Genomic DNA, 23,186 nt, shown 5'->3' with positions numbered 1-23,186 from the left:
CGTGAAAATCTCCATCCCAAGCACTCCAAGAAAAAAAGACACTGCTTATCAAAAGCAGACAAAGCGCAAAAAATTTAGAACCAGAGCGGCAATAGAACCTATCATCGGACATTTAAAAACCGATTTTAGGCTGGCAAAAAATTACTTCATGGGAGAAACGGGACCACAAATCAATGCATTACTAGCTGCAACCGCTTGGAACATGAAGAAAATGATGGAACTACTGAAACAGAAAATTATTTTCTTATTTTATAAGATACAAATTATGCTGTTTTCTAATCCTGTTTTTAAAAATAAATTAAATAGTGGGTTTTGTTAAGGAACGACTACTTATGATGAGATCCAGAAGCAGCTTGATAAAAATACCCCTTTTTTTCACAAAATATTGCAGAATAAAGAAAGGATTGTTCACAACGGGTTAAAAGTTCATAATTGGAAATTTCATAGAAATGATGGATTTCGCACAATGAAAGGGATTGAAAAAGCAAGAAAAGTGTGGCAACAGAATAGTAACAATGCCAATGGTTATTTCCATGGTGGTTATGCAATTGATGATTCAGAAGAGGTTGTGATTAAAGTACTTTTACATAATAAGGCAATTGAACATGTTGGTCGTGGCTTAATTGAGCTTGTTTATGGATTCAAACCTTACGAAAATAGTTTAAGTCATATTTATAATTTATGTTGCAGCTTTTGGTATTTCCCGAATGATATATTTCCAAGAACCACAGAAGAGGACAAGTTAGTTTTCAGAGAATTTGTTCATCTAGTAGAAAATGTACATGATAAGGGGCTGTCGTACATTGATTGGGGTGAGGCTTATCGCTATGAAAAACGTTGTGAGAGATTTATTAATCAATGCAACATGATAGCAAACGAGATGTTTTAATATTAAATGATATTTCTAATCGAGAGGTTGCATATTTGCAATCCGAAATATCAGCACCGTTGCGCAAAGTCTCTGACTTTCAGCAAAAAAAGGAAAACAAGGCTTTTATTTCTTAACTCTTACTGGCGTTTTAGGTTTGTTTTTCTCTTCAAGCTTCTTGCGCTCTGCTTCAGCACGGTTAAATAATGAGTTGTCCGACTCGTATTGGATCTCAGGATAATTGGGCGTATCTACAAAAATATCATTCCATTTCCGGGGTCGGTCTTTGGTGTTCCAGTTAAAATCTTTGAAGAAACGCTGCTCTCGGGAGATTTTACTCATGGGGTAAGTATCCTGGTTGGCGCCAATATTACAGGAGACATTTTCCAGTTTTTTCTCTACAAATTCTGCAACAATCTCGCCGCAGGTAGAGAGTGCCACACCAATCCGCGTGATCTCATGCGTTTTCTGATTCTCATCATCAGCATAAGTGATAGCCTGCGCATTACCAACAGCTTTGGCAACATCTATGGCATTATCTTTTAGGTAAACCACCATGTTTTTGCTTTTGATCTGATGGAACTCATCTTTCATGTTCAGGGAGTCTACTTTGCTGATAGCAAAAGCATTCCCCAGAACCCTCACAGAGTCTGTGATTTCTTTTTCAGGATTGCTGTACACACGGATCTCGTCTCCAGTTATCTGTTTGGTGCCCATCCACAGGACAGGTTGTCTCATCAGGTGCATCTCGCCATCGGTCTCATTATAACTGAGCGAATCGGCACGCGCCTGCATATTGGTTTTGAAAATACGGACTTTGCGGTAAGCGCGCAAAAAGCTTTTTTTCTTTAGAGCATTGGCCGAATCCGGCTTCTGGAAACTCAGGAAACGGTCTGCAGCAATATAAGCAGAATCTTTGCTGAGGATTTTAACAGCATATGGTTTATCGGTAACCATAGCCGAATCTTTTTTCTCATAGATCTCACCATATCCACCAATAATGTAGCGGTTTTCCTTAGGGTCATCTAGTCTTACATTGCCATTGCCTTTACCAAATCCGGTGTTGCGGTTATAATAGAGCTTGTCACCCGATAAGATTTTATCGTTATAGTAGATTTTGGAATTTTTGTTGAGGAAGGATTCGCTGGTCTTCGAGTTATAACTGCCCAGTTCTGTATAAACGTAATTCCTTGGATTTTCTTTACTTCTGATAGTCGTAGGGCCAAAAAAATCCGATACGCCGGTGTTTTGGTTTTGTTTGATATTATCGCTGACGATGGTATATTTATCGGTCTCGATATTAGAGCGGCCCACAAAATCGATCATCTTGGTGTTGAGATAATAGGTGGCGGCTTTGGTGTACATCACCGCACCGTCATTGGTATAGATGGTTCCGCCGGTGTTGAAGTAGGCGGTGTTCGGTATTTTATCGTAATAGAGTGTTTCTGTTTTGATGGTCTGCTTAGGATCTGTCAGTACCACATTTTTGCGGGCGATTCCACGTTGCGTATTGCCGTCATATTCCATTTCTTCGGCAGTAATTTTGCTGCCGTCTGATGTGGTTAACACGACATTGCCTATCGCTTTCAAAAAGTTGTCTTTCTGATAAAAAATTACTTCGTCCGCCGTAAGCACAGAGCCTTGATGCTCAAACTGCACGTTGCCGGAGAATACCATATTACCCTCATATTTCTCAGGACTTACACCTGCAGTGTCTGAGTGTATATGTTTTACTTTTTTGGTAGGGTCTTTCTTAGCAGTAGCATTAGAAAAAAAAGGATCTTTTGCAACGCCAGTATTCTGCCCCGGAGCAACCTGTGAAAAGAACCTGGCAAAAGCCAGTAGCAAAAAAAAAACAAAAAAGGATTTCTTCATTAATTATCAGACTTCTTGTGTCCGTAGAAATAAAGGGAATGGGTATCTATTGTTACTCCAAATGCCTGCTCGATAGAATCTTTGATACCCTGAATTCTCGGGTCGCAAAATTCTATAATCTCTTCGATCTCTTTATCAGAACCGGTTTTGTATATGACCAAATGATCATGCTGCTTATCAAAATAAGATTTTTCGTAAGAAGAGGTACTGAGCGTTTTTTCACCAAACTGGTGCTTTCTGATAAGCCCTGCATCCAAAAAAATCTCAATGGTATTATAGATGGTGGCCTTGCTGACATGGTATTTTTTCTGCATCATCAGCAGATAAAGGTCGTCCACGTTAAAATGGTGCTCCATATTGTAAATCTCTTCCAGAATAGTATAGCGTTCCGGCGTGTTGCGGAAGCCCTTTTCCTGAAGGTATTGTCTTAGAACATCTTTTATAGTAGTTACATTCAGCTCTTTTTGTTTCGTATCCATAGTACAAAAATAGCGATTTTTTTGGATTAATCAGAATGGTGGTTTTCCACCTTCTGTATTTTCTCTATTTCGATTTTCTGATCAAGTAGTGGAGCAGATTCTACCACAACGTTGTGGCTCTCAACACCATAAGCTGTAAAATCATTGCTGCCGAGTTTCTTGACAAAGTTGTAGATGTTTAGGATGATTTTGTCCCTGATGGTCAGTAGGATATCATTGATGTAGACATTATCAATAATCACAAATTTGAGGTCCGGCGGGATGTTGTGTGCCCTGAGTGACGGGTGGGAACTGCGGGAAGGGATAGTGCCATCCTCCATCATATCATTCAGGATCTGCTGGAAATAATCATTGATTCTCCGGTCTCTCTTAAAGCCGAGAAGGAAATTAATTTTATAAATAGTGCCCGGCAAAACTTCTTCTATATGATAGCGGAAGCTGTAAGGGTCTTCCTGGTTGACAATATTAAGGATAAAATAGTGATCCGCCCTTTTCGGTTGAGCCCGGATAATCGAGTAGATAATCTTGGACTCTACCTCGTCATCCCGCTTGGCACGGCTAAAAAAGGCTAGGTTGGTAGCATATTTTGGGATGGTCTCATCCAGCTTCATATCCTTGATGGTTGAGACATATTTCTGGAGCTTTACAAACTTAATAAAGGTTGTCTTGATGATACGCCCGTTGTACCAGGCATACATGCAAACGCCTATAAACCCGGCAAGTAAAACAGAAATCCACCCGCCATCAAAAAACTTGATGATGTTGGCACTGAAAAATCCACCTTCTATAACAATATATATCAACGCAAAAAGCCCAATCCAGATCTTCTTGGTTCTGGTTTTGAGGAACCAAAAAATCAGCAGTATGGTGGTCATCAGCATGGTAACCGTAATAGAGAGTCCGTAGGCAGCCTCCATTCGGCCGGATTCGCGGAAATACATAACCACAATAAAGCAAAGAATCAATATTCCCCAGTTGATTTTTGGGATATACATCTGCCCCTTGATTCCAGACGGGTACTCAATCTCCTGATTGGGCCAAAAATTGAGCGACATCGCTTCGGAAAACATGGTGAATGCGCCCGTGATAACAGCCTGGCTGGCAATAATGGCCGCAGCAGTTGCCAGGATAACCCCCGGTATGATGAACCAGTCCGGCATGATGCCGAAAAACGGATTTTTCCCGCGGAAGACTTCATGGTAATTGCTCAACAGCCAGGCACCCTGACCGAGATAATTGAGGATCAGCATGATTTTTACAAATACCCAGCTTAGGCGGATGTTCTTGATACCGCAGTGCCCAAGGTCTGAATAGAGTGCTTCTGCTCCTGTGGTACAAAGGAAAACAGCACCTAGAATAATTATGGCACTTGGCGAATTATAAATAAGCTTGATGGCGTATATAGGGTTGAAGGCTTTCAAAACTGCCGGCTGCTCTACCAGATGAACAAGTCCAAATCCTCCCAATACCAGAAACCACAGCACCATCACAGGGCCAAAAAACTTACCGATAAAACTGGTGCCAAATTGCTGTACTACAAATATAACAACCAAAATGGTAAGTGTTATGGGCACAACAGGTGGTTTGTGCGTTACCAGTTCCAGCCCTTCTATGGCGGACATTACAGTAAGAGACGGCGTAATAATACTGTCTGCCACAAGCGCTGCCGCGCCAATGATGGCAATCAGGTAAAGCCATTTTTTCTTGAAACGCTTGACCAGCGAGTATAATGATAAAATCCCTCCTTCGCCCTTGTTATCTGCCCTTAGTGCAATGATAACATATTTTACAGTGGTTTGCAGGGTCAGTGTCCAGATGATGCATGACAGCGCGCCTTCTATATACTCTTCCGAAATAACACCACCGGCTTTACCGGCATTGATGATGGCTTTCATTACATAAAGTGGGGATGTTCCAATGTCTCCAAAGACTATTCCTAAGGAAACCAGGACACCTATCCACGATAATTTTTTGAGGTCAAAATGACCACTGCTATTTTGCGACATAATTATGCGATGTTGAAAAACAATTCTGCAAATTTATATTATTTTACAGACAGAGGAATTATTTTGACATAAATGTAACAATATATACTAGTAACGCTGTTTAAAAATACAGGATATCCTTTACTGAATTGGATTTATAATCATTCGGCTGTGATGATATGATTTTTCTCATGAAATCATAACCAGACATTATATTTAGTTTCTTTACTGTTCTTGGTAGTCAGATGCCTGCTAATTCTGATAGGATGCAATCATTTGCAGGATTTACATATTCATAATTTTTTTCTTCTGGCTTTACTTTGAGTAGTTCGCCATATATTGTTGTTTTACGTTAAAAATGAGAAAGTGAAAACCTGTGAATACGCTTCCTTTCAGCGTTTTTTATTTTCGGCAGATTTTCTGGCTGTCTTTTATCAATATCCCATTCATGGCAAAGCCATAGTAAAGCCATACCAAAGCCATAGATAGTTCATGGAACTTACATCTGTTAAGTATTGACATTTTCGCATTAATTATTTATTAAAATTAAGAATAGTGAAAAATTAAGTGAAAGCAGATTTCTATATTGGTGAATGTTCGCAGAATATTATTTTTTCTACTTTTGCAGTCTATGGATCGATTAAAAACATCTCTCAGCTATCTTTTTATTTTTTTGCTGGTGGGTTTTATTTGTGGCGTGGTGATTAAATATTTTATTCCTGGTCTGGATGTTAATCCTGCACTTCACAGCGGGCTGTTCGCAATTAATTTGATAGGATTTCTGATCATTCTTGGGTTTTATAATTCGTCAAAATATAAAGGGATCGGATTTGTTTTTTTAGGTTTGATTATCTTTAAATTTTTTGCAGTTGCCTATCTTTTTTACCGCTTCAGGACCGACTTTTCTGATCATATATTGGTTTATTTTATCTTATATTGGATTTATATGATGACCGATATGTTGCTCGTTATAAAGCTGATAAAAAAACAAGATTAATATCATGTAATTAATCTCTGCTTATGCTGGGCGATTGGAATTAATTTTATACTTTTGCAAAAAATTGAGAATTATTTGGCTTATGAGTCTTAAAAAACTGTACATTGTTCTTACTGTTTTCCTTTTCGGGCAGGTGTTTGCGCAATCTTTAGGTAAAGAGCTTGCAGAGAAAGAAGAGAAGTATAATCCCGTTCCGTTTATCATGCACCACGTTCAGGATTCTCATTCGTGGCATCTGTGGGGCGAAGGTCATGAGTCCGTTGGCTTTTCTTTGCCAATTATATTGATTGATAACGGCCTTAAGGTATTCAGCTCTGCAAAATTTGGTCATAATGAAGATGAAGTGGCAGAGGTAGATGGTAAGTATTATAAGATTTTTCATAACAAGATTTATGAAACCAACGCTGCTGGTGATATCACAGAGCACGACGGCCATCCAACCAATAAGATGCCGATAGATTTGTCTATTACCAAAGTAGTGGCGCAGATGTTTTTGGCTGCGGTGATATTGTTGATTATTGGTTTTGCGACGGCTGCATCTTACAAAAAATCTAATGTGCCTTCTGGTATTGCTAAATTTATGGAGCCGATCATCGTATTTGTAAGAGATGAGATTGCCTTACAAAATATTGGGTCTGTAAAATATCAGAAATATGTGCCTTACCTGGTGACTTTGTTTTTGTTCATCTGGGTACTCAATATCCTTGGGCTTTTGCCAGGATCTGCTAATACAACAGGTAACATTGCATTTACCTTGGTGTTGTCTGTATTTACATTATTGATTGTAAACTTCAGCGGTACAAAAACTTATTGGATGCACATGATTGACCCGTTGGGGAAAAATATGCCATTTGCCGGTAAAATTTTGGTATATATTATTTTGGTTCCTGTAGAGCTTTTGGGTATTATTACCAAGCCATTTGCATTGATGATCCGTCTCTTTGCGAACATGACTGCAGGGCACATCATTATCATGAGTTTGATTTCCCTTATTTTTATCATGGGAACTTACGCCATTACGCCGGTATCATTGGGATTGGCATTGTTCATCTATGTGTTAGAAGTATTGGTGGCTGCATTACAGGCTTACATCTTCACTATGTTAACGGCATTATTTATAGGATCGGCTGTAGAAACAGCACACGATCATTAATAGGAATAAAAAATAACATTTTTAAATTATATAGTTATGACAGGTAGTATCGCAGCAATCGGAGCTGGTTTAGCAGTTCTAGGAGTTGGATTAGGAATCGGAAAAATTGGTGGTTCTGCAATGGATGGTATTGCAAGACAACCAGAACAATCTGGGAAAATCCAAACTGCAATGATTATCGCAGCCGCTCTTATCGAGGGTGCTGGTCTTTTCGGTATCGTAGTAGCATTACTAGGAAACGGATAAGAGATTTCTAAAGTATTCTATAAACGGTTGGTTTATAGAATACTTTTATTAATTTAATTAACAACAACATTTTAATACTAATATTATATAATGGATTTATTAACGCCTTCTATTGGTAACATTTTCTGGACTGCAGTCGTATTTATCCTACTGGTAGTTCTTCTTAAAGCTTTTGCGTGGAAACCAATCCTTAATGCGGTTAACCAGAGAGAAGTGACGATTATCGATGCACTGAACCAGGCTAAGCTGGCCAAACTGGAAATGGCACAGCTGAAAGAAGATAACGAGAGGATTCTTCGTGAGGCCAGAGCAGAAAGAGACGGCATCCTGAAAGAAGCCCGTGAGATGAAGGATAAAATCGTTAACGAAGCAAAAGACAGTGCTAAAGTTGAAGGAGAAAAGATGATTGCTGCAGCAAGACAATCTATAGAGACAGAAAAAAATGCAGCTATGGCAGATATCAAGAATCAGATTGGCTCTTTGTCTGTAAGCATCGCAGAAAGTATTCTTAGAGAAAAGCTGGATAACAATGGTGCTCAGAATGCCTTGGTAGAAAATATTTTAAACAAATCAAACCTTAACTAATCAGGATGTTAACATCTAAAGTAGCTAAAAGATACGCACAAGGTTTATTGGATTTTACGCAGGAGTCCGGTAATACAGATACTGTCTTCGGTGAGATGAAGGATATTGTCAAAATCATGTCCGAGTCCAAAGAGCTGAATCAGTTTTTGCATACGCCTTTTATCGATGCCCGAAAAAAAGATGCGGTTGCTTTGGAGATCTTTAAAGATTTTTCTACAGTATCGCAAAATATTATCAGGCTGGTAATAAGACACGGCAGAGAGGCTCAGCTTAGTAATATTGCTCAGGATTTTATTAATAAGGTAGAGGATATCAGAGGTACACAGCGTATTTCTCTGGTAACGGCGACTGCTTTATCACCACAGACGGTGCAGCAGATTATTGCCGCCTCAAACATGGTGAATGTCGACAATTATGATCTTAAAACGGTTGTAAAACCAGATATCCTTGGCGGATATATCCTAAGAGTAGGTGATCAGCAAATTGATGCTTCGGTAAAAACCAAACTGAATAATATCAAAAAAGAATTTCAACTTAATTAAGAAAAAAAGAACCATATAATGGCAGAAATAAATCCGGCGGAGGTATCGGCGATACTGAAGCAGCAATTAGCAAATTTTGATACACAATCCAACGTAGAGGAGGTTGGTACTGTTCTTACAATTGGAGATGGTATTGCCCGTGTTTACGGTTTAGAAAATGTGCAGTACGGAGAATTAGTACGATTTGATTCCGGTGTGGAAGGGATCGTTCTTAACCTTGAAGAAGATAACGTAGGTGTGGCGCTTCTTGGTGAATCCAAATTGGTAAAAGAAGGTGATACAGTTAAAAGAACCCAGAGAATCTCTTCTATCAAAGTAGGAGAAGGCATGCTGGGCAGGGTTGTGGATACATTGGGTAATCCAATTGATGGTAAAGGCCCTATTGGTGGTGATCTTTTTGAGATGCCATTGGAAAGAAAAGCACCGGGTGTAATCTTCAGACAACCTGTAAACGAACCGTTGCAGACTGGTATCGTAGCGATAGACTCTATGATTCCTGTAGGTAGAGGCCAAAGGGAGTTGATTATTGGTGACAGACAGACGGGTAAAACTACCGTTGCTATTGATACCATTATCAATCAAAAAGAATTTTATGATGCCGGCAAACCGGTATATTGTATATATGTGGCTATTGGGCAAAAAGCGTCTACAGTAGCACAAATTGTAAAAACCCTAGAAGATAAAGGCGCGTTGGCTTATACAGTTGTTGTAGCGGCAAACGCTTCAGATCCGGTTCCAATGCAGGTTTATTCTGCAATGGCTGGTGCTTCTATTGGTGAGTTTTTCAGAGACAGTGGTAGAGCAGCACTGATTGTTTATGATGATTTGTCAAAACAGGCAGTAGCTTACCGTGAGCTTTCTTTGTTACTAAGAAGACCACCGGGCCGTGAGGCTTATCCTGGTGACGTATTTTATCTTCACTCCAGATTGTTGGAAAGAGCAGCAAAAGTAATTGCTGATGACACAATCGCTTCTCAAATGAACGATTTGCCGGATTCTCTTAAACCAATTGTAAAAGGTGGCGGATCTTTAACGGCACTTCCAATTATCGAAACGCAGGCAGGTGACGTTTCTGCATATATCCCAACTAACGTAATCTCTATTACAGATGGACAGATATTCCTGGAGTCTGACTTGTTCAACTCAGGGGTTCGTCCTGCGATCAACGTAGGTATCTCTGTATCCAGAGTTGGAGGTAATGCTCAAATCAAATCAATGAAAAAAGTGTCTGGTACCTTGAAACTGGATCAGGCTCAGTACAAAGAATTGGAAGCTTTTGCAAAATTTGGTTCTGACCTGGATGCAGCAACTTTGGCGGTAATCTCAAAAGGGGAAAGAAATGTGGAGCTCCTTAAGCAGCCTGTTAATTCTCCGCTTCCGGTAGAGAGCCAGGTCGCAATGATCTACGCAGGTACAGAGAATCTTTTGAAAAATGTACCTATCAGAAAGGTTAAAGAATTCCAGTTGGAGTATGTAGAATATCTTAGAAATAAACATCCTGAAGTAATGGCTGCACTAAAAGCAGGTAAAATTGATGGCGAGATTACAGGGGTTCTAAAACAGGTAGCTACAGATCTTACATCCAAATACAATTAAAATTAGTTGATGGTTTTTGGTTGATAGTTGACAGATTGTTCTAAGACTAGCAACCAACAACCAATAACAATGTCATCCCGAGCAAAGTCGAGGGACAACAACTATAATATATGGCAAACTTAAAAGAAATACGAGGCAGGATTTCATCTATATCTTCTACGATGCAGATCACAAGTGCTATGAAAATGGTTTCCGCAGCGAAACTTAAAAAAGCACAGGATGCAATCGTAATGCTGAGACCTTATTCCGAAAAGCTTCAGGAGATTATAGAGAATGTCAGTGCCGCTTCAGACTCTGATAACGTTTCTGTTTTTGCAGCGGAGAGAGAGGTGAAAAAAGTACTCTTCATCACGGTAACTTCCAACAGAGGTTTGGCTGGTGCTTTTAACTCTTCTGTAATTAAGGAACTTAATAATCAACTTGCTGCCGACGATAATGTTGGGACAGAGGTTTTAACCATAGGTAAAAAAGCTTTTGATGCGGTAAGAAGAAGCCGTACTCTGTATGATAATCAAAGTGCCCTGTTTGATAACCTTTCTTTTGAGCAGGTTTCTAATGTGACAGAGCGCGTGATGGCAGATTTCAAAACAGGCAGGTTTGATAAAGTTTTTGTGATCTATAACAGGTTTATCAATGCTGCTACACAGGAAGTGGTTACCGAGCAGGTTTTACCAATAGCAGTTCCCGAGAAAACTACCGAAATCAATGTTGATTATATATTTGAACCGGGAAGACAGGAGATTTTGGATACTTTGATCCCAAAATCAATCAAAACTCAGGTTTTCAAAGCAATTTTAGATTCTGTAGCATCCGAACATGGTGCAAGGATGACGGCAATGCATAAAGCCACCGATAATGCACAGGCGCTTAAAAATGACCTTGTTATTTTCTATAACAAAGCCAGACAGGCAGCCATTACAAACGAAATTCTCGAAATTGTTTCCGGAGCAGAAGCTCTTAAAAACAGTTAGAATATTTATAAGTTAAAGTTAGTAGTTAGTTATAAAAAGCATTGGGTTTTTCCCAGTGCTTTTTATTATTTAAGAATACAATTGCTTCTCTGTCAGTTAAAAATTCTTAGTAACTGATGTTAAAAAAAATTATATATCTTTGCAAAAGATTGTATAACAATATTAAATGGACCCCGATAGTTTAGTCAAACTTCTCATTGCATTATTTTTAGTTCTTCTGAATGGCTTTTTCGTAGCCGCTGAATTTTCAATTGTTAAAGTACGTTATTCCCAAATCCAGCTCAAAGCTGCAGAGGGCAACACAATGGCCAAACAGGCCGAAAATATTATCAAAAACCTTGATGCTTACCTGTCTGCTACCCAGTTGGGTATTACATTGGCATCTCTGGCATTAGGTTGGGTAGGAGAAAGTGCACTGCATCATCTGATAGAAAGTCTTTTTCACTCGCTAAATATAGAATTAGCCGCTTCCACAGTGACTACAATATCAGTAGTTTGCAGTTTTATGCTGATTACCACCATGCATATTGTATTTGGTGAGTTGGTACCAAAATCCATTGCCATAAGGAAGTCCGAGGCTACCACACTTTTTATAGCCTATCCTTTGCATTTGTTTTATAATGTATTCCGGCCGTTTATCTGGCTGATGAATTCTCTGTCCAGCGGATTTTTGAGGATCATTAAGATCAATCCCGCATCGGATCAGGATATCCACTCCACCGAGGAATTACAGCTTCTGGTAAAACAGTCAGCAGATAGCGGTGAGATAGAGGAAGAGAATTATGAGATCATCAAAAATGCATTTGATTTTACAGATCATACTGCCAAACAGATTATGATCCCAAGGCAAAATATTTCCAGTATAGATATAGAAGATACTACCGAGGAGATTATTGCCCAGATTATGGATAGCGGTTATTCCCGTATTCCTGTTTACGAAGGTTCTATTGATAATGTCGTCGGGATATTTTATACCAAAGAGATTATCCGCGAGTATATAAAAAGTAAAGGAGAACTTAATCATGACAATCTTAGGGGATTGATGAGAGAGGCATTTTTTGTTGTAGGAAGCAAAAAGATATCTGATCTTCTCAAAGTATTCCAGCTCAAGAAGCAGCATATGGCTATCGTTATTGATGAATTTGGTGGTACCGAAGGTATTATAACGCTGGAAGATATCCTGGAAGAATTGGTTGGTGAGATTCAGGATGAGGAAGATGAAGAAGAAAGGATCGTAGACAAAGTTGGCGAGAACACGTTTTGGGTAAAAGCCACACAACCTTTGGAGGAAATCAATGAATGCCTTCCCAAAAAAATACCGGAATCAGAAGAAGGCGAATACAATACACTGGCAGGTTTTATACTTAATGAATTGCAGGATATCCCGGAGGAGAATCAGGAATTTGATTTTGGTTATTATCATTTCAAAATCCTCAAGATGCAAAATAAAAGTGTGGAGTTGGTAGAGTTGGTTTATAAAAAACCTGTAGCTGAAGACCTTACCGATGAGACGGCAGAAGCTTAAGTTTGAAAAAGTAATGAAAATCTATAGCAACAAATCTTACGATGAGCCAAAGCGGCAGTACGATGAAGATGTATTGGTTTTGGAACAAGAGGACGAGGTTTACAAACTGGTTCTCCATAACGATGAAGTCAATACATTTGATTTTGTAATAATGTGCTTGATAGATATTTGTGAACACACATTGGAGCAGGCAGAACAATGTACCATTCTGGTTCATTATAAGGGAAAATGCACTGTGAAAACCGGTTCGCTGGAAAAACTCAAACCCATGAATCAGGCATTGCTGGATAAAGGACTCAGTTCTGAAATTGTATAATATATAACGATTACCTCTGGGTGATCGTTTTTGTTATTAATGAAAACGGTAATTAGCTTCCGGGAGAATATTGTTTTTTAAAAATTCTTCATACTCTGGTGTGAGAGCAGCTCTGCCATAAGTGTTTTCCCCAGACATACCACCCAGGCGTATTTTGTCTTTGCCATATTTTTTATTGAGTTTGTCGATGGTTTTCATAATCGGGATATGCTTATCATCCACGTCTTTTTCAAAAAGATTAATCAGTCTCTCATTATCCGGTACAAAATCCGAGACCATGACACCTGCTTTTTTATAATGAAATCCATCTTTATAAATCGCTTCAAAAATAGAGTTGGCGTACTTTGCTAAGACAATAGAGGAGCTACTCGGGTTGGGCAAAACAACAGAAAATCCATTCTTATATTCTCCCAATTCTTTCCGAAATCTGTTGGTCTGTACAAAAACACTCAGGACTTTGCAGCAGGAGTTTTGTTTCCTCAGTTTCTCTGCGCAATAGATTGCAAAAGTCTCGACACGCTCTGCCAGTTCTTCTTTTTTTGTAATCATCTGCATAAAGCTTCGGCTCACCATAATTGATTTTTTAGAAGAAGGCGCATCCAGCTCCAACTGAGGAAAACCCTTCAATTCATTGATCATTCTCACGCCGTGGATTCCCATTATTTTCCGGATCCAGATTTCGGGTTTTTGCAAAAGATCCCAGGCGGTGAAAACGCCATAGTCCTGCATTTTGGCATTCAGCCGGTGTCCAATTCCCCAAATATCTCCAATCTCAAAGTTTTTTAGAACTGTTTCTATTTTTTCTTTGGAATCCAGAATGCAGACGCCATCCGGGTAGATGTCAGTATTTTTTTTTACAATATGATTGGCTACTTTACAAAGTGTTTTGGTAGGGGCAATCCCAATGCTTACCGGGATGTTCTGCTCATCATTGATGTGTTTCCTTATTGTAGTACAATAGTCCAAAAGATTGATATATTTGAATCCGTGGAAATCTAGGAAAAGCTCATCAATACTGTAAACTTCATAATCCATCACATAGCTTTTGGCAATACTCATCACTTTTTGACTGTAAAAATTGTACAGTTCAAACTTTGCAGAGAAAACCCTGACATTGTGCTCTGCAAAAAGACTTTTGTATTTGAAGGCCGGAGCGCCCATTGGGATCCCAAGAGCTTTTGCCTCGTTACTTCGGGATACGACACAGCCGTCATTATTAGACAATACTACAACCGGCTGATTCTTCAATTGAGGATCAAGGGCTCGCTCGCACGAGACGAAAAAATTATTGCAGTCTAATAAGGCGTACATTTTTTTGTTTTTTTGGGAGGGAAAGGCGAATTCGTATGTTCCAAAATTAGAAATTAATTGGAATTAATGTCTAAGATATTTTTCCACAATATGTTAAAATTGATTCTAAAAGAAAACCCCTTCAAAGTTCTGGACTCTGAAGGGGCGAAATAAAATTTTTATAAAAATTGACTTGTTAAAATTTAACAGTTACCACTTTTTCTACGCCATTGCGTTTAACTGTTACAGGATGTTCTTCTCCGGCATTAACTTTGGTAAGACAATCCATATAAGAATAGACTTCTTTTACCTCACATTTTCCAATTTTTGTCAGTACATCGCCAGATTCTATGCCTGCATTGGCAGCCGGTCTGTTATCCATAACGCCGTCTATGACCATCCCGTCTTTGCTGTCGGCATAGCTTGGCATGATCCCGAGTGTTACTTTATATTTTGGGACCGCTTTGGTTGTAGATACTTTAGTTTTCGTAAACGGAATTTCTTTTTCGTTACCTAAGGCATTAGCCAGGTTAAAAACATAATTTACAATAGTCTTTTCACCCGGATAATTGATTTTGTCGGCATCATCAGATGGTTTGTGATAATCATTATGCGTTCCGGTAAATAAGAATAGTACAGGAATATCCTTAAGATAAAAAGAGGTGTGATCACTTGGCCCTACTCCGGATTCGTCCAAAGCCAAATTGACTCCGGCAGGCTGGTATTTTTTAACCAATTCTGGTAGAATAGGAGAGGTTCCTACGCCACCAACGGTCAGGTCTTTATCTTTGTTCAATCTTCCCACCATATCCATATTAATCATAAAAATGGTGTTAGGATATTTGGTTTTGATGGTCTCAGCTAATTTTTTGGACCCCATCAATCCGTCTTCTTCTCCGGAGAATAAGGCGAAAATATAATTGACATTCTCTTTGGTTTTGTTCTGAGAGAACATTCTTGCCAATTCTAAAACAGCTACGGTTCCTGAGGCGTTGTCGTCTGCTCCGTTGTGGATTTGCCCTTCTGAGTTGGCCAATGTAGAATTGTGATGCTCGTTAAGTCCCAAATGATCGTAGTGCGCACCTATGACAATGGTTTTGTCTGCTTTGTTATCCAAAACAGCCACAACATTTTTCCCGTTTACAGGGACAGAAGATTTGTCATCATGCGGATTCAGTTTTACATCGTACTGGAATGGGATGATGAAATCTTTGCCCTCATAAGGTTTTAGACCCAATTTTTTGAATTCGGCGGAGAGATAATTGGCTGCTTTTGTTTCGCCTTCTGAGCCAGCCAATCTTCCTTTGAGTTCATCAGAAGCCAGGTAATACAGATTTTTTTTCAGGTTGTCTTCGTTTACCAGTTCTGCAGGATCGCTATCAATCCAATCTGCGATAAAAACATTAGTCTCGTGTGGTTTTTCACCTTGTCTGTTACTTGCAAAAACCAGTTTTTTGCCATCCGGAGAGAACATTGCAAATGCATTGAACTCACTCTCGTAAGTGATTTGCTGCAGGTTTTTCCCGTCCAGATCAATCATGTACAGTTGGAAATCATATCCTCTTGTAGAATGATGGTTGGATGAGAAAATAATCTTTTTGTCAGAAGGATGAAAGTAAGGTGCCCAGTTGGCTTTGCCAAGATTGGTAATCTGTTTCAGGTCTGTTCCATCAATATTAATCGTATAGATCTCCATATTGGTTGGTGCAACCAGATTTTCTGCCAATAATTCTTTATATTCTTTGACTTCTTCATCGGTTTTTGGACGGGAAGAACGGAATACCAGTTTTTTGCTGTCGTGCGAGAAAAATGCACCGCCATCATAACCCAAGCCGTGGGTTAATTGCTTTAGATTTTTACCATCAATATCCATAATCCAGATCTCCAGATCACCACTTCTTGTGGAAGTGAAGGCAATCTTCTTCCCATCCGGGGAAACAACTGCTTCTGCATCATAACCCGGGGAATTGGTCAGTTGTTTTGTAATGTTCCCGTTAAGATCAGCTTCATAGATCTCAAAATCGGAATAGATTGGCCAAAGATATTTTCCGTCTTTTCTTGGTGCCGGTTTTGGCGGGCAATCGGGGTTGGCTTTATGCGTAGATGCATAGATGATATGTTTCCCATCCGGCATAAAGAAGGAGCAGGTTGTTCTTCCTTTTCCTGTAGAAACCAGCTTAAGATTAGATTCTGCCGGTTTTTGAGTAAGGTCATAGAGGAAAATCTGGTCGCATTGTGCACCAATTTCAGGATTGGTCACCTGCATTGTCAGCATTTTGCTGTTGGGGGAGAAGTAAGCCTCGGCATTATCACCGCCAAAAGTAAGTTTGGTAACGTTTTTCAGATTTTTTTCCTGAGAATAGTATAGCGCTGAAATCCCAAGCAATGAAATTGTTGAAAGCTGTTTTAATTTGGATTTTGATAAAAACATTTATTCTAATTTTTATTGAGAACAAATTTAAGCTTTTTTAATAAGGATAAAAAATGACTTTAAGCGGTAATTTCCGTTAAACACATAAGGGGTTTTTTTATGAAAAATCTATCAAAATATTTATGAATGTAAAAAAAATATGGTCTGATTAGTCAAATTATTATATAAAATAGAAATTCAATTGCTTTTTATATTGTTGAATTTCAGTTATTTATTGGTATTTATTTATATAATCAATAAAGTGATATAGGTATATTTAAAAATAAAATTGAATAATTGCGGTCACTTTATATAACAGTCGTAATTTTGTCCTCGCTAAAACTATACATAGTAATGGTACGGTTGTTAAAAGTACCTAAGGAACGATTATTACTTTTATACTTTTTATTTTTAATCATATTTTCTTTTGCGAGTAATTTCAAAGGAGATTTTTATACACCATTTTCTACAACACCAGATTTTGAAAATTCTTGCAAGGACCGTGCGGTTTTTCAAACCACTTCTGTTGCTGGCAATCAGTTGGATTTTATTTTTTCTGATGAAGTTTTAGAACTTAAAACGCTTGTTTCAAATCCTTTTTTCTCTGCAAAAAGAGAATTTTCCGCTGCTTTTGCATACACGGCTAAAGAGTTGTCCCACTATCCACTATCCTCAAAATGTACAATTGAAGGATAGGGAAAACCTCTATGATCTGTATTGTGACTGGCGGTTCGATATATAAACATTTCCTTCTCAATTATTACAATACTGTATTTTGGATGATCTTTCTATTATCATCCAGGATCAATCTGTACTTATAAACTAAAAAAATTTAATAGTAAAACCTTATGAAAAAGTTTAACACATTTGTTTCTGTGTGTTGTGCAATGCTGCTCACAAATCAGATTAGCGCACAAACATCAAACTTTATGAAAGACAGAAAAATTCCATTAAATGAAGATGGTAGCAATTTTGTCAAATTCACATTTATGACTCAGGCCTGGATCCGTTCTGCTGATTATAATCCCGGAAGTACAATCGACGATGTTGCTAAAAACAGCGGCACTGATATTGGTATCAGGAGATCTGCAATTCAAGTTTACGGGCAATTAACAGACAGGGTTTTTGCTTTCACCCAAATAGGTCTTAATAACTTTAATGATCTGTCCGAAAGAAAGTCAGGGTTTTTCCTTAATGATGCTTATGGTGAATATGCAATTGATAAAACAAAACTATCTCTAGGTATGGGATTGTCCGGATGGAGTGGGCTTTCTCGTTTTGCTTCACCAGCGGTTGGTTCTCAATTGGGGATTGATGCTCCTATGTACCAACAGGCTACCAGTGATGTTACTGACCAGTTTCTTAGAAAATTGTCTGTTTTTGCAAAAGGTAAATTGGGCAAATTTGACTATAGAGTAGCAATGGCGCAACCAATGGATATCAAAAAAATGGCGGGATATAATCCTACCGTTACATACTTCCAACTTTGCAGCTTTGCCTCCAAAAATGCAGTACAACGGATATTTTCAATATCAGTTTAAAGATCAGGAATCTAATATGATACCTTATTTGGCAGGAACTTACCTTGGTTCTAAATCAGTTTTCAACATTGGTGCCGGTATTATTTATCAAAAAGACGCCATGTGGAGACTGGATGATAATAACCAGACTATTAATGAAAATATGCTCCATTTGTCAGCTGATGTATTTTATGATGCACCAATCGGTAAAGAAGGGCAGGCCATCAGTTTGTATGGTAACATTACCCATTTTGATTTTGGAAAAGATTATTTCAGAAATGCCGGTACTATGAATCCTGCTAACGGAAACAATAACCCCAATATCCTGAATGGTGCCGGTGTTGCGTTCCCAATGTATGGTACAGGGACAACTTTGTATGCACAGGCTGGTTACAAATTCAAAAATAACCTGATCGGTAACACTACTTTGATGCCTTACTTCGCTTTACAACATTCTAATTATGAAAAATTTAATGATGCAGTGAATTTCTGGGATATGGGTGTTAACTGGTTATTGTCAGGCCATACATCAAAATTTACTATCTCTTATCAAAACAGACCTGTATATGATGTTGCAGGCGATAAAATCACAACCAAAGGAGCTGTATTAGCACAATATCAAGTCAATTTTAATTAATCAAAAATATCTAAATATACATAAGTATCATGAAAAAATTATTCTATTCATTAAGTATCCTAAGCACAATTCTTACAAGCGCACAACAAGCAGAATGGGGTTACACAGGCGATAAAGCTCCTGATAAATGGGGTTATATCCAGGGTGCAGAAAAATGTGGACAAAGCAAAAGCCAGTCGCCTATTAATATCGTTAACAAAAAAGTAAAACTGGACTCAAAATTACCAGCTATAAAATTTAACTATAGTTTGGGTGATATCAAAGATATTGTAGATAATGGTCACTCTTTGCAATTCGATTTCAAAGAAGGCAGCTATATGGAGTATGAAGGTACAAAATATGCTTTGATCCAATTCCACGCCCACGAAGAGTCAGAACACACCATTGACGGTGTAAGATATCCATTGGAACTGCACTTTGTACACAAATCTGCAGCAGGTAAAATCATCGTAGTTGGTGTGATGGTAAAAGAAGGTGACGAAAATTCTTATTTTGAAAAACTTAAAGTTTTCAAAACATTGGCTAAAAATGCGAAAGCAGATACAGATATTGCCTTTGACCCAGAAAAAATGTATCCTGCAAACAAAGCGTATTACACTTATGAAGGTTCTCTTACAACGCCTCCTTGTTCTGACCAAGTGACTTGGATTGTTTTCAGAAACCCAATCACAATGACAGATGACGAGATAGAAGATGTTGCAAAACATTTACCAAAAAGTAACAACCGTCCTGTACAACCTATCAATGGCAGAGTGGTAGAACGTTCAAAATAATTCATCTTGCATGATAAAAGAAAGACCATCAGTTATGATGGTCTTTCTTTTTGGCTTTTACTAAAAAAAATCCTGAGCAAAAACTCAGGATTTTATATTGATAACAAAAAAGATTTCTAATTATTTTACTTGATCTACAACAGCTTTGAAAGCTTCTGGATGATTCATTGCAAGGTCTGCAAGAACTTTTCTGTTAAGCTCGATGTTGTTTTTCTTAAGAGCTCCCATAAACTGAGAGTAAGATAATCCGTGCTCTCTGGCACCCGCGTTGATACGTGTTACCCAAAGGCTTCTGAAGTTTCTTTTCTTCTCTTTTCTACCACGGTAAGCATATTGCATTGCTTTTTCTACCGCGTTTTTAGCTACAGTCCAAACATTTTTTCTTCTACCGAAAAAACCTTTAGCTTGCTTAAGTACTTTTTTTCTGCGCGCTCTAGACGCTACAGCGTTTACTGATCTTGGCATAATTGTAATTGTTTTTTTGAAAAGGGCGGCAACTAGCTTGCTCTTAGTGGCACCGTTTCAGGGTTAAAATTGTGAATTGTTTAATTCTTATAAACCGAAATGGATTTATAAAAACTACTTAATTGCTAATTGTCTCAAAACACTTTTTGTGTCCACAGCAGCAACATAAGACGTTTGCGTAAGATTTCTCTTTTGCTTAGTTTCTTTCTTAGTCAAGATGTGGCTTTTGAAAGCATTTTTTCTTTTGATCTTACCAGTTCCGGTAAGAGCAAAACGCTTTTTAGCACCTGATTTCGTTTTTAATTTTGGCATTGTTCTGTGTTTTATAGTTTGTTATCAATATTCTTTTTTGATCCTGTCATACAACAGGTATAATAGTTTGCAAAAGTACAAATTTTATTTGGATATTCAATTAAGTATAAACAAGATGATTTGTTCAATGAAAAAGTTGCTTTTGAATGCTAGTTTATTTTTCGATTGTAAATGCTGAACTTGTAGGATTAGTAAACTCCTTTCCGTTATACCATATTTTAGTAAGTGTTTCACTATTTTCCCGGTATGAAAACTCAGCTTTTATATCATCAGTTGTAGTTTCATCATATTTTATTTTTAAATTTTCTATACCATCTTTATCATAATCCGTTGGAAATAAACGAATGTAAGTATGATTCTCTCTATTGTAAAAAAAATAGCCATATTTGGGATCTAAGTTATATTCATAATATTCTTTCCATTCGCCATTTTTCAGATACAATACTCTTATATTATCTTTTTTGAAGTTAGGATCATCAAAAACATATTTTCCGCCTTTTAAGATAGTGTAATCAAAATTACTATTAATTATGGTTTCTGCTTTATTATCTTCTTTATCTCTACAATTCAACAAAGCTAATAGTATCAAAGAATATAAACAGAGATTTAAATTTTTTTTCATAATATTAAATTTAAGGTTTATTATAAATTATCATTTTTCTACCTTCATTATAATTATGACCGTTCGGATTAAAATTGCTCAAGCCAAACCAACCATTGTAGGCACCTCCCCAACCCCAATTCATATGGAAAAATAGATAACCATAACCACCTGTGATGTGTCCGTTGTCATCAAAAGTACAAAAATATGAATCTTGATATCCATCTGCAACCCAAGCATGGCATTTATATTTTAGACCTAAAAATCCATAATATTCCCCTCCTGAAAGATATACAGGTTTGTTTGCAGCAATGGAGGCTTGTACAATATTATAATTATAATCTGCTTGTATAACATTGTTATAACCATAGTTCGCAAGTGCTGTTTTTGCTTTGGACGAGTTTGCACCTGATGAATCACAACCGTAATCCATATCTACTTTATTACCTATATCCGACATTAATCTCGAAGTTTCTAAAGAGCCCCAGTTATTAGGCATATCACTCCAATTGTAATAATTTGGGTATTGGTTGTATTTCATGATTTGAGCTAGTGCAGTTGCAACACAACCTGTATAAGCTTTTTGATTTCCAGTAGTATTTGAACAACCTAAATTTGGGCAATATTCGTTGTATCCTGCGGTTTGATTCCAATTTGTATTTAATAAAGGATCTTTTACTGTATAATGTTCTCCTGGACAGTAATATGGTTGATCGTCATCCGGGGGTACACGATTAAGAAACGCGTTCCATTCTTTTTTTATTTCTTGAGTAGGCTCTATATCAGTTTTTCGTATATTTTCTATTGCATAAATTTCATTATCCAAATACCCTACAAAAGCTTGTGGAAGTTCTTTATTTGACAAGACAAATTCACTATCATCAACGATACCCATAATTGGGTGACTTCTATCGTCTGCGGAAATTAATAAAAACCACCTTCTTCTAGATTTACAGCATAAAATGAAGCTAAATTATCTTCATTTTTAATGTCAACAATGTTTTTAATTTTTAATTGCCCATTGTTGTATTTTTTTAAAGAATTTCCTTTAAAAAAACGAGATTTTACAGCTAAGGAATAAAATGCTTTTGCTTGTATCGCATTAGAAATAGTCTTTTTGTTAACAAAATGCTCATCTTGATTTAATTCATATTCTGTTCTACAACTGTTTAGGAAGAATACACTTCCTAATAATAAAAAAAGAATATTTTTTTTCATATATACTTGTTTTAAAATTTTTCCTAAAGTAGTGAAAATTTTAAAACAAAATGAGATTTTCAATTTATTTGAAAATCTCTTAATAATTTGTGAAGAATTATGATTTTTTATATTGACTAATGCTCCTGCCTATTTAGCAGGCTTCTTGGGGCTCATCATCATAATCATTCTTTTTCCTTCCAGTTTAGGAAGTTGATCTACTTTGCCAACGTGTTCCAGATCCTGAGCCAGTTTCAGCAGAAGGATCTCACCTTGATCTTTGAAGATGATAGAACGCCCTTTGAAAAACACATAAGTTTTCAGTTTAGAGCCTTCTTCCAAGAATTTTTCAGCATGTTTCTTTTTGAACTCATAATCGTGTTCATCAGTCTGAGGTCCAAAACGGATCTCTTTTACTACTACTTTTACCTGTTTTGCTTTTAATTCTTTTTGCTTTTTCTTCTGTTCATATAAGAATTTCTTATAATCCAGGATACGGGAGATATACGGTTCAGCCTTATCTGATATCACCACAAGATCCAGTTCTTGGTCTCTTGCAATCTCCAAAGCTTTTGATAATGGATAAACGCCCGGCTCCACATTATCACCTACCAGGCGAACTTCTTTTGCGCGGATTTTTTCGTTAATCTGATGTAGATCTTCCTGTACAGGTCGGCGCATTGGGCCTCTTCCTCTGTGATTAAATTTCTGTGCTATTGTATTATAATTTTATGGGTTACTTACTATATATTATTTATGGCAGCTATTCCGCCTTCCGTTCCCGCTTTTTTTGTTCATCGTGCCTCTTCACAAAAAAGAGCTCCACTCAAGTCGGGCTGCGGT

At 37.6% G+C, this 23,186-nt stretch carries 25 protein-coding genes and 1 pseudogene; 15 read left to right on the top strand and 11 right to left on the bottom strand.

Features of this window, described 5'->3' with window-relative positions; all coding sequences use genetic code 11:
- Positions 1 to 319: pseudogene (locus B0B05_RS16605) on the top strand (IS5/IS1182 family transposase); the annotation flags it as partial.
- A gap of 66 nt (positions 320 to 385) precedes the next feature.
- Entirely contained in the window at positions 386 to 889 is a 504-nt protein-coding gene (locus tag B0B05_RS10890) for a hypothetical protein (protein WP_076783676.1), read from the top strand.
- A gap of 105 nt (positions 890 to 994) precedes the next feature.
- On the opposite strand, the gene B0B05_RS10885 is transcribed toward B0B05_RS10890, so the two are convergent.
- The 3 genes from B0B05_RS10885 to B0B05_RS10875 are packed head-to-tail and all read right to left on the bottom strand — an operon-like array spanning position 995 to position 5,228.
- Positions 995 to 2,743: an OstA-like protein gene (locus tag B0B05_RS10885; RefSeq protein WP_076783675.1), complete on the bottom strand. Its 1,749-nt coding sequence runs from the start codon at positions 2,741 to 2,743 to the stop codon at positions 995 to 997.
- A complete protein-coding gene (locus B0B05_RS10880) occupies positions 2,743 to 3,222 on the bottom strand; it encodes a Fur family transcriptional regulator (RefSeq protein WP_076783674.1) in 480 nt (159 codons plus the stop codon). The genes B0B05_RS10885 and B0B05_RS10880 overlap by 1 nt, the downstream gene beginning before the upstream one ends.
- 26 nt (positions 3,223 to 3,248) lie before the next feature.
- On the bottom strand, positions 3,249 to 5,228 hold the full coding sequence (locus tag B0B05_RS10875; protein WP_076783673.1) for a KUP/HAK/KT family potassium transporter: 1,980 nt from the start codon (positions 5,226 to 5,228) through the stop codon (positions 3,249 to 3,251).
- A gap of 610 nt (positions 5,229 to 5,838) precedes the next feature.
- Between B0B05_RS10875 and B0B05_RS10870 the strand changes: the two genes are divergently transcribed.
- From B0B05_RS10870 to B0B05_RS10830, 9 genes are all read left to right on the top strand, one after another.
- Positions 5,839 to 6,204: a hypothetical protein gene (locus B0B05_RS10870; RefSeq protein WP_076783672.1), complete on the top strand. Its 366-nt coding sequence runs from the start codon at positions 5,839 to 5,841 to the stop codon at positions 6,202 to 6,204.
- 82 nt (positions 6,205 to 6,286) lie between these two features.
- The gene (atpB, locus tag B0B05_RS10865) at positions 6,287 to 7,357 is read left to right on the top strand and encodes a F0F1 ATP synthase subunit A (RefSeq protein WP_076783671.1); all 1,071 of its coding nucleotides are present in this window, start codon (positions 6,287 to 6,289) and stop codon (positions 7,355 to 7,357) included.
- Between the two features lie 36 nt (positions 7,358 to 7,393).
- Positions 7,394 to 7,603, top strand: coding sequence for an ATP synthase F0 subunit C (atpE, locus tag B0B05_RS10860; protein ID WP_002664302.1), 210 nt, complete (start codon positions 7,394 to 7,396; stop codon positions 7,601 to 7,603).
- Between the two features lie 90 nt (positions 7,604 to 7,693).
- The gene (locus B0B05_RS10855) at positions 7,694 to 8,188 is read left to right on the top strand and encodes a F0F1 ATP synthase subunit B (protein ID WP_076783670.1); all 495 of its coding nucleotides are present in this window, start codon (positions 7,694 to 7,696) and stop codon (positions 8,186 to 8,188) included.
- A gap of 5 nt (positions 8,189 to 8,193) precedes the next feature.
- Positions 8,194 to 8,730, top strand: coding sequence for an ATP synthase F1 subunit delta (gene atpH, locus B0B05_RS10850; RefSeq protein ID WP_076783669.1), 537 nt, complete (start codon positions 8,194 to 8,196; stop codon positions 8,728 to 8,730).
- 18 nt (positions 8,731 to 8,748) lie between these two features.
- Positions 8,749 to 10,326 carry a F0F1 ATP synthase subunit alpha gene (atpA, locus tag B0B05_RS10845; RefSeq protein WP_076783668.1) on the top strand — a complete coding sequence of 526 codons (1,578 nt, stop codon included), beginning with the start codon at positions 8,749 to 8,751 and terminating at the stop codon, positions 10,324 to 10,326.
- 110 nt (positions 10,327 to 10,436) lie between these two features.
- Complete coding sequence (atpG, locus tag B0B05_RS10840; RefSeq protein ID WP_076783667.1) at positions 10,437 to 11,297, top strand: ATP synthase F1 subunit gamma; 861 nt, start codon at positions 10,437 to 10,439, stop codon at positions 11,295 to 11,297.
- A 166-nt stretch (positions 11,298 to 11,463) separates the two neighbouring features.
- Entirely contained in the window at positions 11,464 to 12,822 is a 1,359-nt protein-coding gene (locus tag B0B05_RS10835) for a hemolysin family protein (RefSeq protein ID WP_076783666.1), read from the top strand.
- Between the two features lie 13 nt (positions 12,823 to 12,835).
- A complete protein-coding gene (locus B0B05_RS10830; RefSeq protein ID WP_076783665.1) occupies positions 12,836 to 13,138 on the top strand; it encodes an ATP-dependent Clp protease adaptor ClpS in 303 nt (100 codons plus the stop codon).
- A gap of 36 nt (positions 13,139 to 13,174) precedes the next feature.
- Here B0B05_RS10830 and B0B05_RS10825 read toward each other — a convergent pair whose 3' ends face one another.
- Together B0B05_RS10825 and B0B05_RS10820 are read right to left on the bottom strand one after the other, a co-directional pair.
- Positions 13,175 to 14,449 carry a Y-family DNA polymerase gene (locus B0B05_RS10825; protein ID WP_076783664.1) on the bottom strand — a complete coding sequence of 425 codons (1,275 nt, stop codon included), beginning with the start codon at positions 14,447 to 14,449 and terminating at the stop codon, positions 13,175 to 13,177.
- Positions 14,450 to 14,624: 175 nt separating this feature from the next.
- Complete coding sequence (locus B0B05_RS10820) at positions 14,625 to 16,859, bottom strand: M20/M25/M40 family metallo-hydrolase (protein WP_076783663.1); 2,235 nt, start codon at positions 16,857 to 16,859, stop codon at positions 14,625 to 14,627.
- A gap of 342 nt (positions 16,860 to 17,201) precedes the next feature.
- Here B0B05_RS10820 and B0B05_RS10815 point away from each other — a divergent pair, with 342 nt between their 5' ends.
- The 4 genes from B0B05_RS10815 to B0B05_RS10805 all read left to right on the top strand — a co-directional run bounded on the left by B0B05_RS10815 (position 17,202) and on the right by B0B05_RS10805 (position 19,768).
- Positions 17,202 to 17,534 (top strand): hypothetical protein, encoded by a 333-nt coding sequence (locus B0B05_RS10815; protein ID WP_143746000.1) that lies wholly within the window; start codon positions 17,202 to 17,204, stop codon positions 17,532 to 17,534.
- Between the two features lie 233 nt (positions 17,535 to 17,767).
- Positions 17,768 to 18,379: a hypothetical protein gene (locus B0B05_RS16305; RefSeq protein WP_143745999.1), complete on the top strand. Its 612-nt coding sequence runs from the start codon at positions 17,768 to 17,770 to the stop codon at positions 18,377 to 18,379.
- Positions 18,345 to 18,995, top strand: a complete 651-nt coding sequence (locus B0B05_RS16300) for a hypothetical protein (protein ID WP_084173940.1) — start codon at positions 18,345 to 18,347, stop codon at positions 18,993 to 18,995. The genes B0B05_RS16305 and B0B05_RS16300 overlap by 35 nt, the downstream gene beginning before the upstream one ends.
- Before the next feature lie 29 nt (positions 18,996 to 19,024).
- A complete protein-coding gene (locus tag B0B05_RS10805) occupies positions 19,025 to 19,768 on the top strand; it encodes a carbonic anhydrase (protein WP_076783661.1) in 744 nt (247 codons plus the stop codon).
- Positions 19,769 to 19,888: 120 nt separating this feature from the next.
- Here the strand turns inward: B0B05_RS10805 and rplT are convergent, their stop codons facing one another.
- The 6 genes from rplT to infC all read right to left on the bottom strand — a co-directional run bounded on the left by rplT (position 19,889) and on the right by infC (position 23,024).
- Positions 19,889 to 20,233 (bottom strand): 50S ribosomal protein L20, encoded by a 345-nt coding sequence (gene rplT / locus B0B05_RS10800; RefSeq protein WP_074233035.1) that lies wholly within the window; start codon positions 20,231 to 20,233, stop codon positions 19,889 to 19,891.
- 114 nt (positions 20,234 to 20,347) lie between these two features.
- Positions 20,348 to 20,545, bottom strand: coding sequence for a 50S ribosomal protein L35 (gene rpmI / locus B0B05_RS10795; protein WP_027384637.1), 198 nt, complete (start codon positions 20,543 to 20,545; stop codon positions 20,348 to 20,350).
- 154 nt (positions 20,546 to 20,699) lie between these two features.
- On the bottom strand, positions 20,700 to 21,167 hold the full coding sequence (locus B0B05_RS10790) for a hypothetical protein (protein WP_076783660.1): 468 nt from the start codon (positions 21,165 to 21,167) through the stop codon (positions 20,700 to 20,702).
- A gap of 10 nt (positions 21,168 to 21,177) precedes the next feature.
- Positions 21,178 to 22,041, bottom strand: a complete 864-nt coding sequence (locus tag B0B05_RS10785; protein ID WP_076783659.1) for a C10 family peptidase — start codon at positions 22,039 to 22,041, stop codon at positions 21,178 to 21,180.
- A gap of 29 nt (positions 22,042 to 22,070) precedes the next feature.
- Complete coding sequence (locus B0B05_RS10780) at positions 22,071 to 22,364, bottom strand: hypothetical protein (protein WP_076783658.1); 294 nt, start codon at positions 22,362 to 22,364, stop codon at positions 22,071 to 22,073.
- Positions 22,365 to 22,493: 129 nt separating this feature from the next.
- Positions 22,494 to 23,024, bottom strand: a complete 531-nt coding sequence (gene infC, locus B0B05_RS10775; protein ID WP_076783657.1) for a translation initiation factor IF-3 — start codon at positions 23,022 to 23,024, stop codon at positions 22,494 to 22,496.
- Positions 23,025 to 23,186: the final 162 nt, after the last annotated feature.

This window comes from Epilithonimonas bovis DSM 19482, assembly GCF_900108115.1.
GTDB lineage: Bacteria > Bacteroidota > Bacteroidia > Flavobacteriales > Weeksellaceae > Epilithonimonas > Epilithonimonas bovis.
The sequence above is the reverse complement of the archived record's forward strand: the minus strand, read 5'-3'. Positions and strand labels throughout refer to the sequence as shown.

Coding starts and splice junctions, on each gene's coding strand:
- B0B05_RS10885 (WP_076783675.1), bottom strand. CDS start 2,743: ATGAAGAAATCCTTTTTTGTTTTTTTTTTGCTACTGGCTTTTGCCAGG.
- B0B05_RS10880 (WP_076783674.1), bottom strand. CDS start 3,222: ATGGATACGAAACAAAAAGAGCTGAATGTAACTACTATAAAAGATGTT.
- B0B05_RS10875 (WP_076783673.1), bottom strand. CDS start 5,228: ATGTCGCAAAATAGCAGTGGTCATTTTGACCTCAAAAAATTATCGTGG.
- B0B05_RS10870 (WP_076783672.1), top strand. CDS start 5,839: ATGGATCGATTAAAAACATCTCTCAGCTATCTTTTTATTTTTTTGCTG.
- atpB (WP_076783671.1), top strand. CDS start 6,287: ATGAGTCTTAAAAAACTGTACATTGTTCTTACTGTTTTCCTTTTCGGG.
- atpE (WP_002664302.1), top strand. CDS start 7,394: ATGACAGGTAGTATCGCAGCAATCGGAGCTGGTTTAGCAGTTCTAGGA.
- B0B05_RS10855 (WP_076783670.1), top strand. CDS start 7,694: ATGGATTTATTAACGCCTTCTATTGGTAACATTTTCTGGACTGCAGTC.
- atpH (WP_076783669.1), top strand. CDS start 8,194: ATGTTAACATCTAAAGTAGCTAAAAGATACGCACAAGGTTTATTGGAT.
- atpA (WP_076783668.1), top strand. CDS start 8,749: ATGGCAGAAATAAATCCGGCGGAGGTATCGGCGATACTGAAGCAGCAA.
- atpG (WP_076783667.1), top strand. CDS start 10,437: ATGGCAAACTTAAAAGAAATACGAGGCAGGATTTCATCTATATCTTCT.
- B0B05_RS10835 (WP_076783666.1), top strand. CDS start 11,464: ATGGACCCCGATAGTTTAGTCAAACTTCTCATTGCATTATTTTTAGTT.
- B0B05_RS10830 (WP_076783665.1), top strand. CDS start 12,836: ATGAAAATCTATAGCAACAAATCTTACGATGAGCCAAAGCGGCAGTAC.
- B0B05_RS10825 (WP_076783664.1), bottom strand. CDS start 14,449: ATGTACGCCTTATTAGACTGCAATAATTTTTTCGTCTCGTGCGAGCGA.
- B0B05_RS10820 (WP_076783663.1), bottom strand. CDS start 16,859: ATGTTTTTATCAAAATCCAAATTAAAACAGCTTTCAACAATTTCATTG.
- B0B05_RS16305 (WP_143745999.1), top strand. CDS start 17,768: ATGAAAGACAGAAAAATTCCATTAAATGAAGATGGTAGCAATTTTGTC.
- B0B05_RS16300 (WP_084173940.1), top strand. CDS start 18,345: ATGCAGTACAACGGATATTTTCAATATCAGTTTAAAGATCAGGAATCT.
- B0B05_RS10805 (WP_076783661.1), top strand. CDS start 19,025: ATGAAAAAATTATTCTATTCATTAAGTATCCTAAGCACAATTCTTACA.
- rplT (WP_074233035.1), bottom strand. CDS start 20,233: ATGCCAAGATCAGTAAACGCTGTAGCGTCTAGAGCGCGCAGAAAAAAA.
- rpmI (WP_027384637.1), bottom strand. CDS start 20,545: ATGCCAAAATTAAAAACGAAATCAGGTGCTAAAAAGCGTTTTGCTCTT.
- B0B05_RS10790 (WP_076783660.1), bottom strand. CDS start 21,167: ATGAAAAAAAATTTAAATCTCTGTTTATATTCTTTGATACTATTAGCT.
- B0B05_RS10785 (WP_076783659.1), bottom strand. CDS start 22,041: ATGGGTATCGTTGATGATAGTGAATTTGTCTTGTCAAATAAAGAACTT.
- B0B05_RS10780 (WP_076783658.1), bottom strand. CDS start 22,364: ATGAAAAAAAATATTCTTTTTTTATTATTAGGAAGTGTATTCTTCCTA.
- infC (WP_076783657.1), bottom strand. CDS start 23,024: ATGCGCCGACCTGTACAGGAAGATCTACATCAGATTAACGAAAAAATC.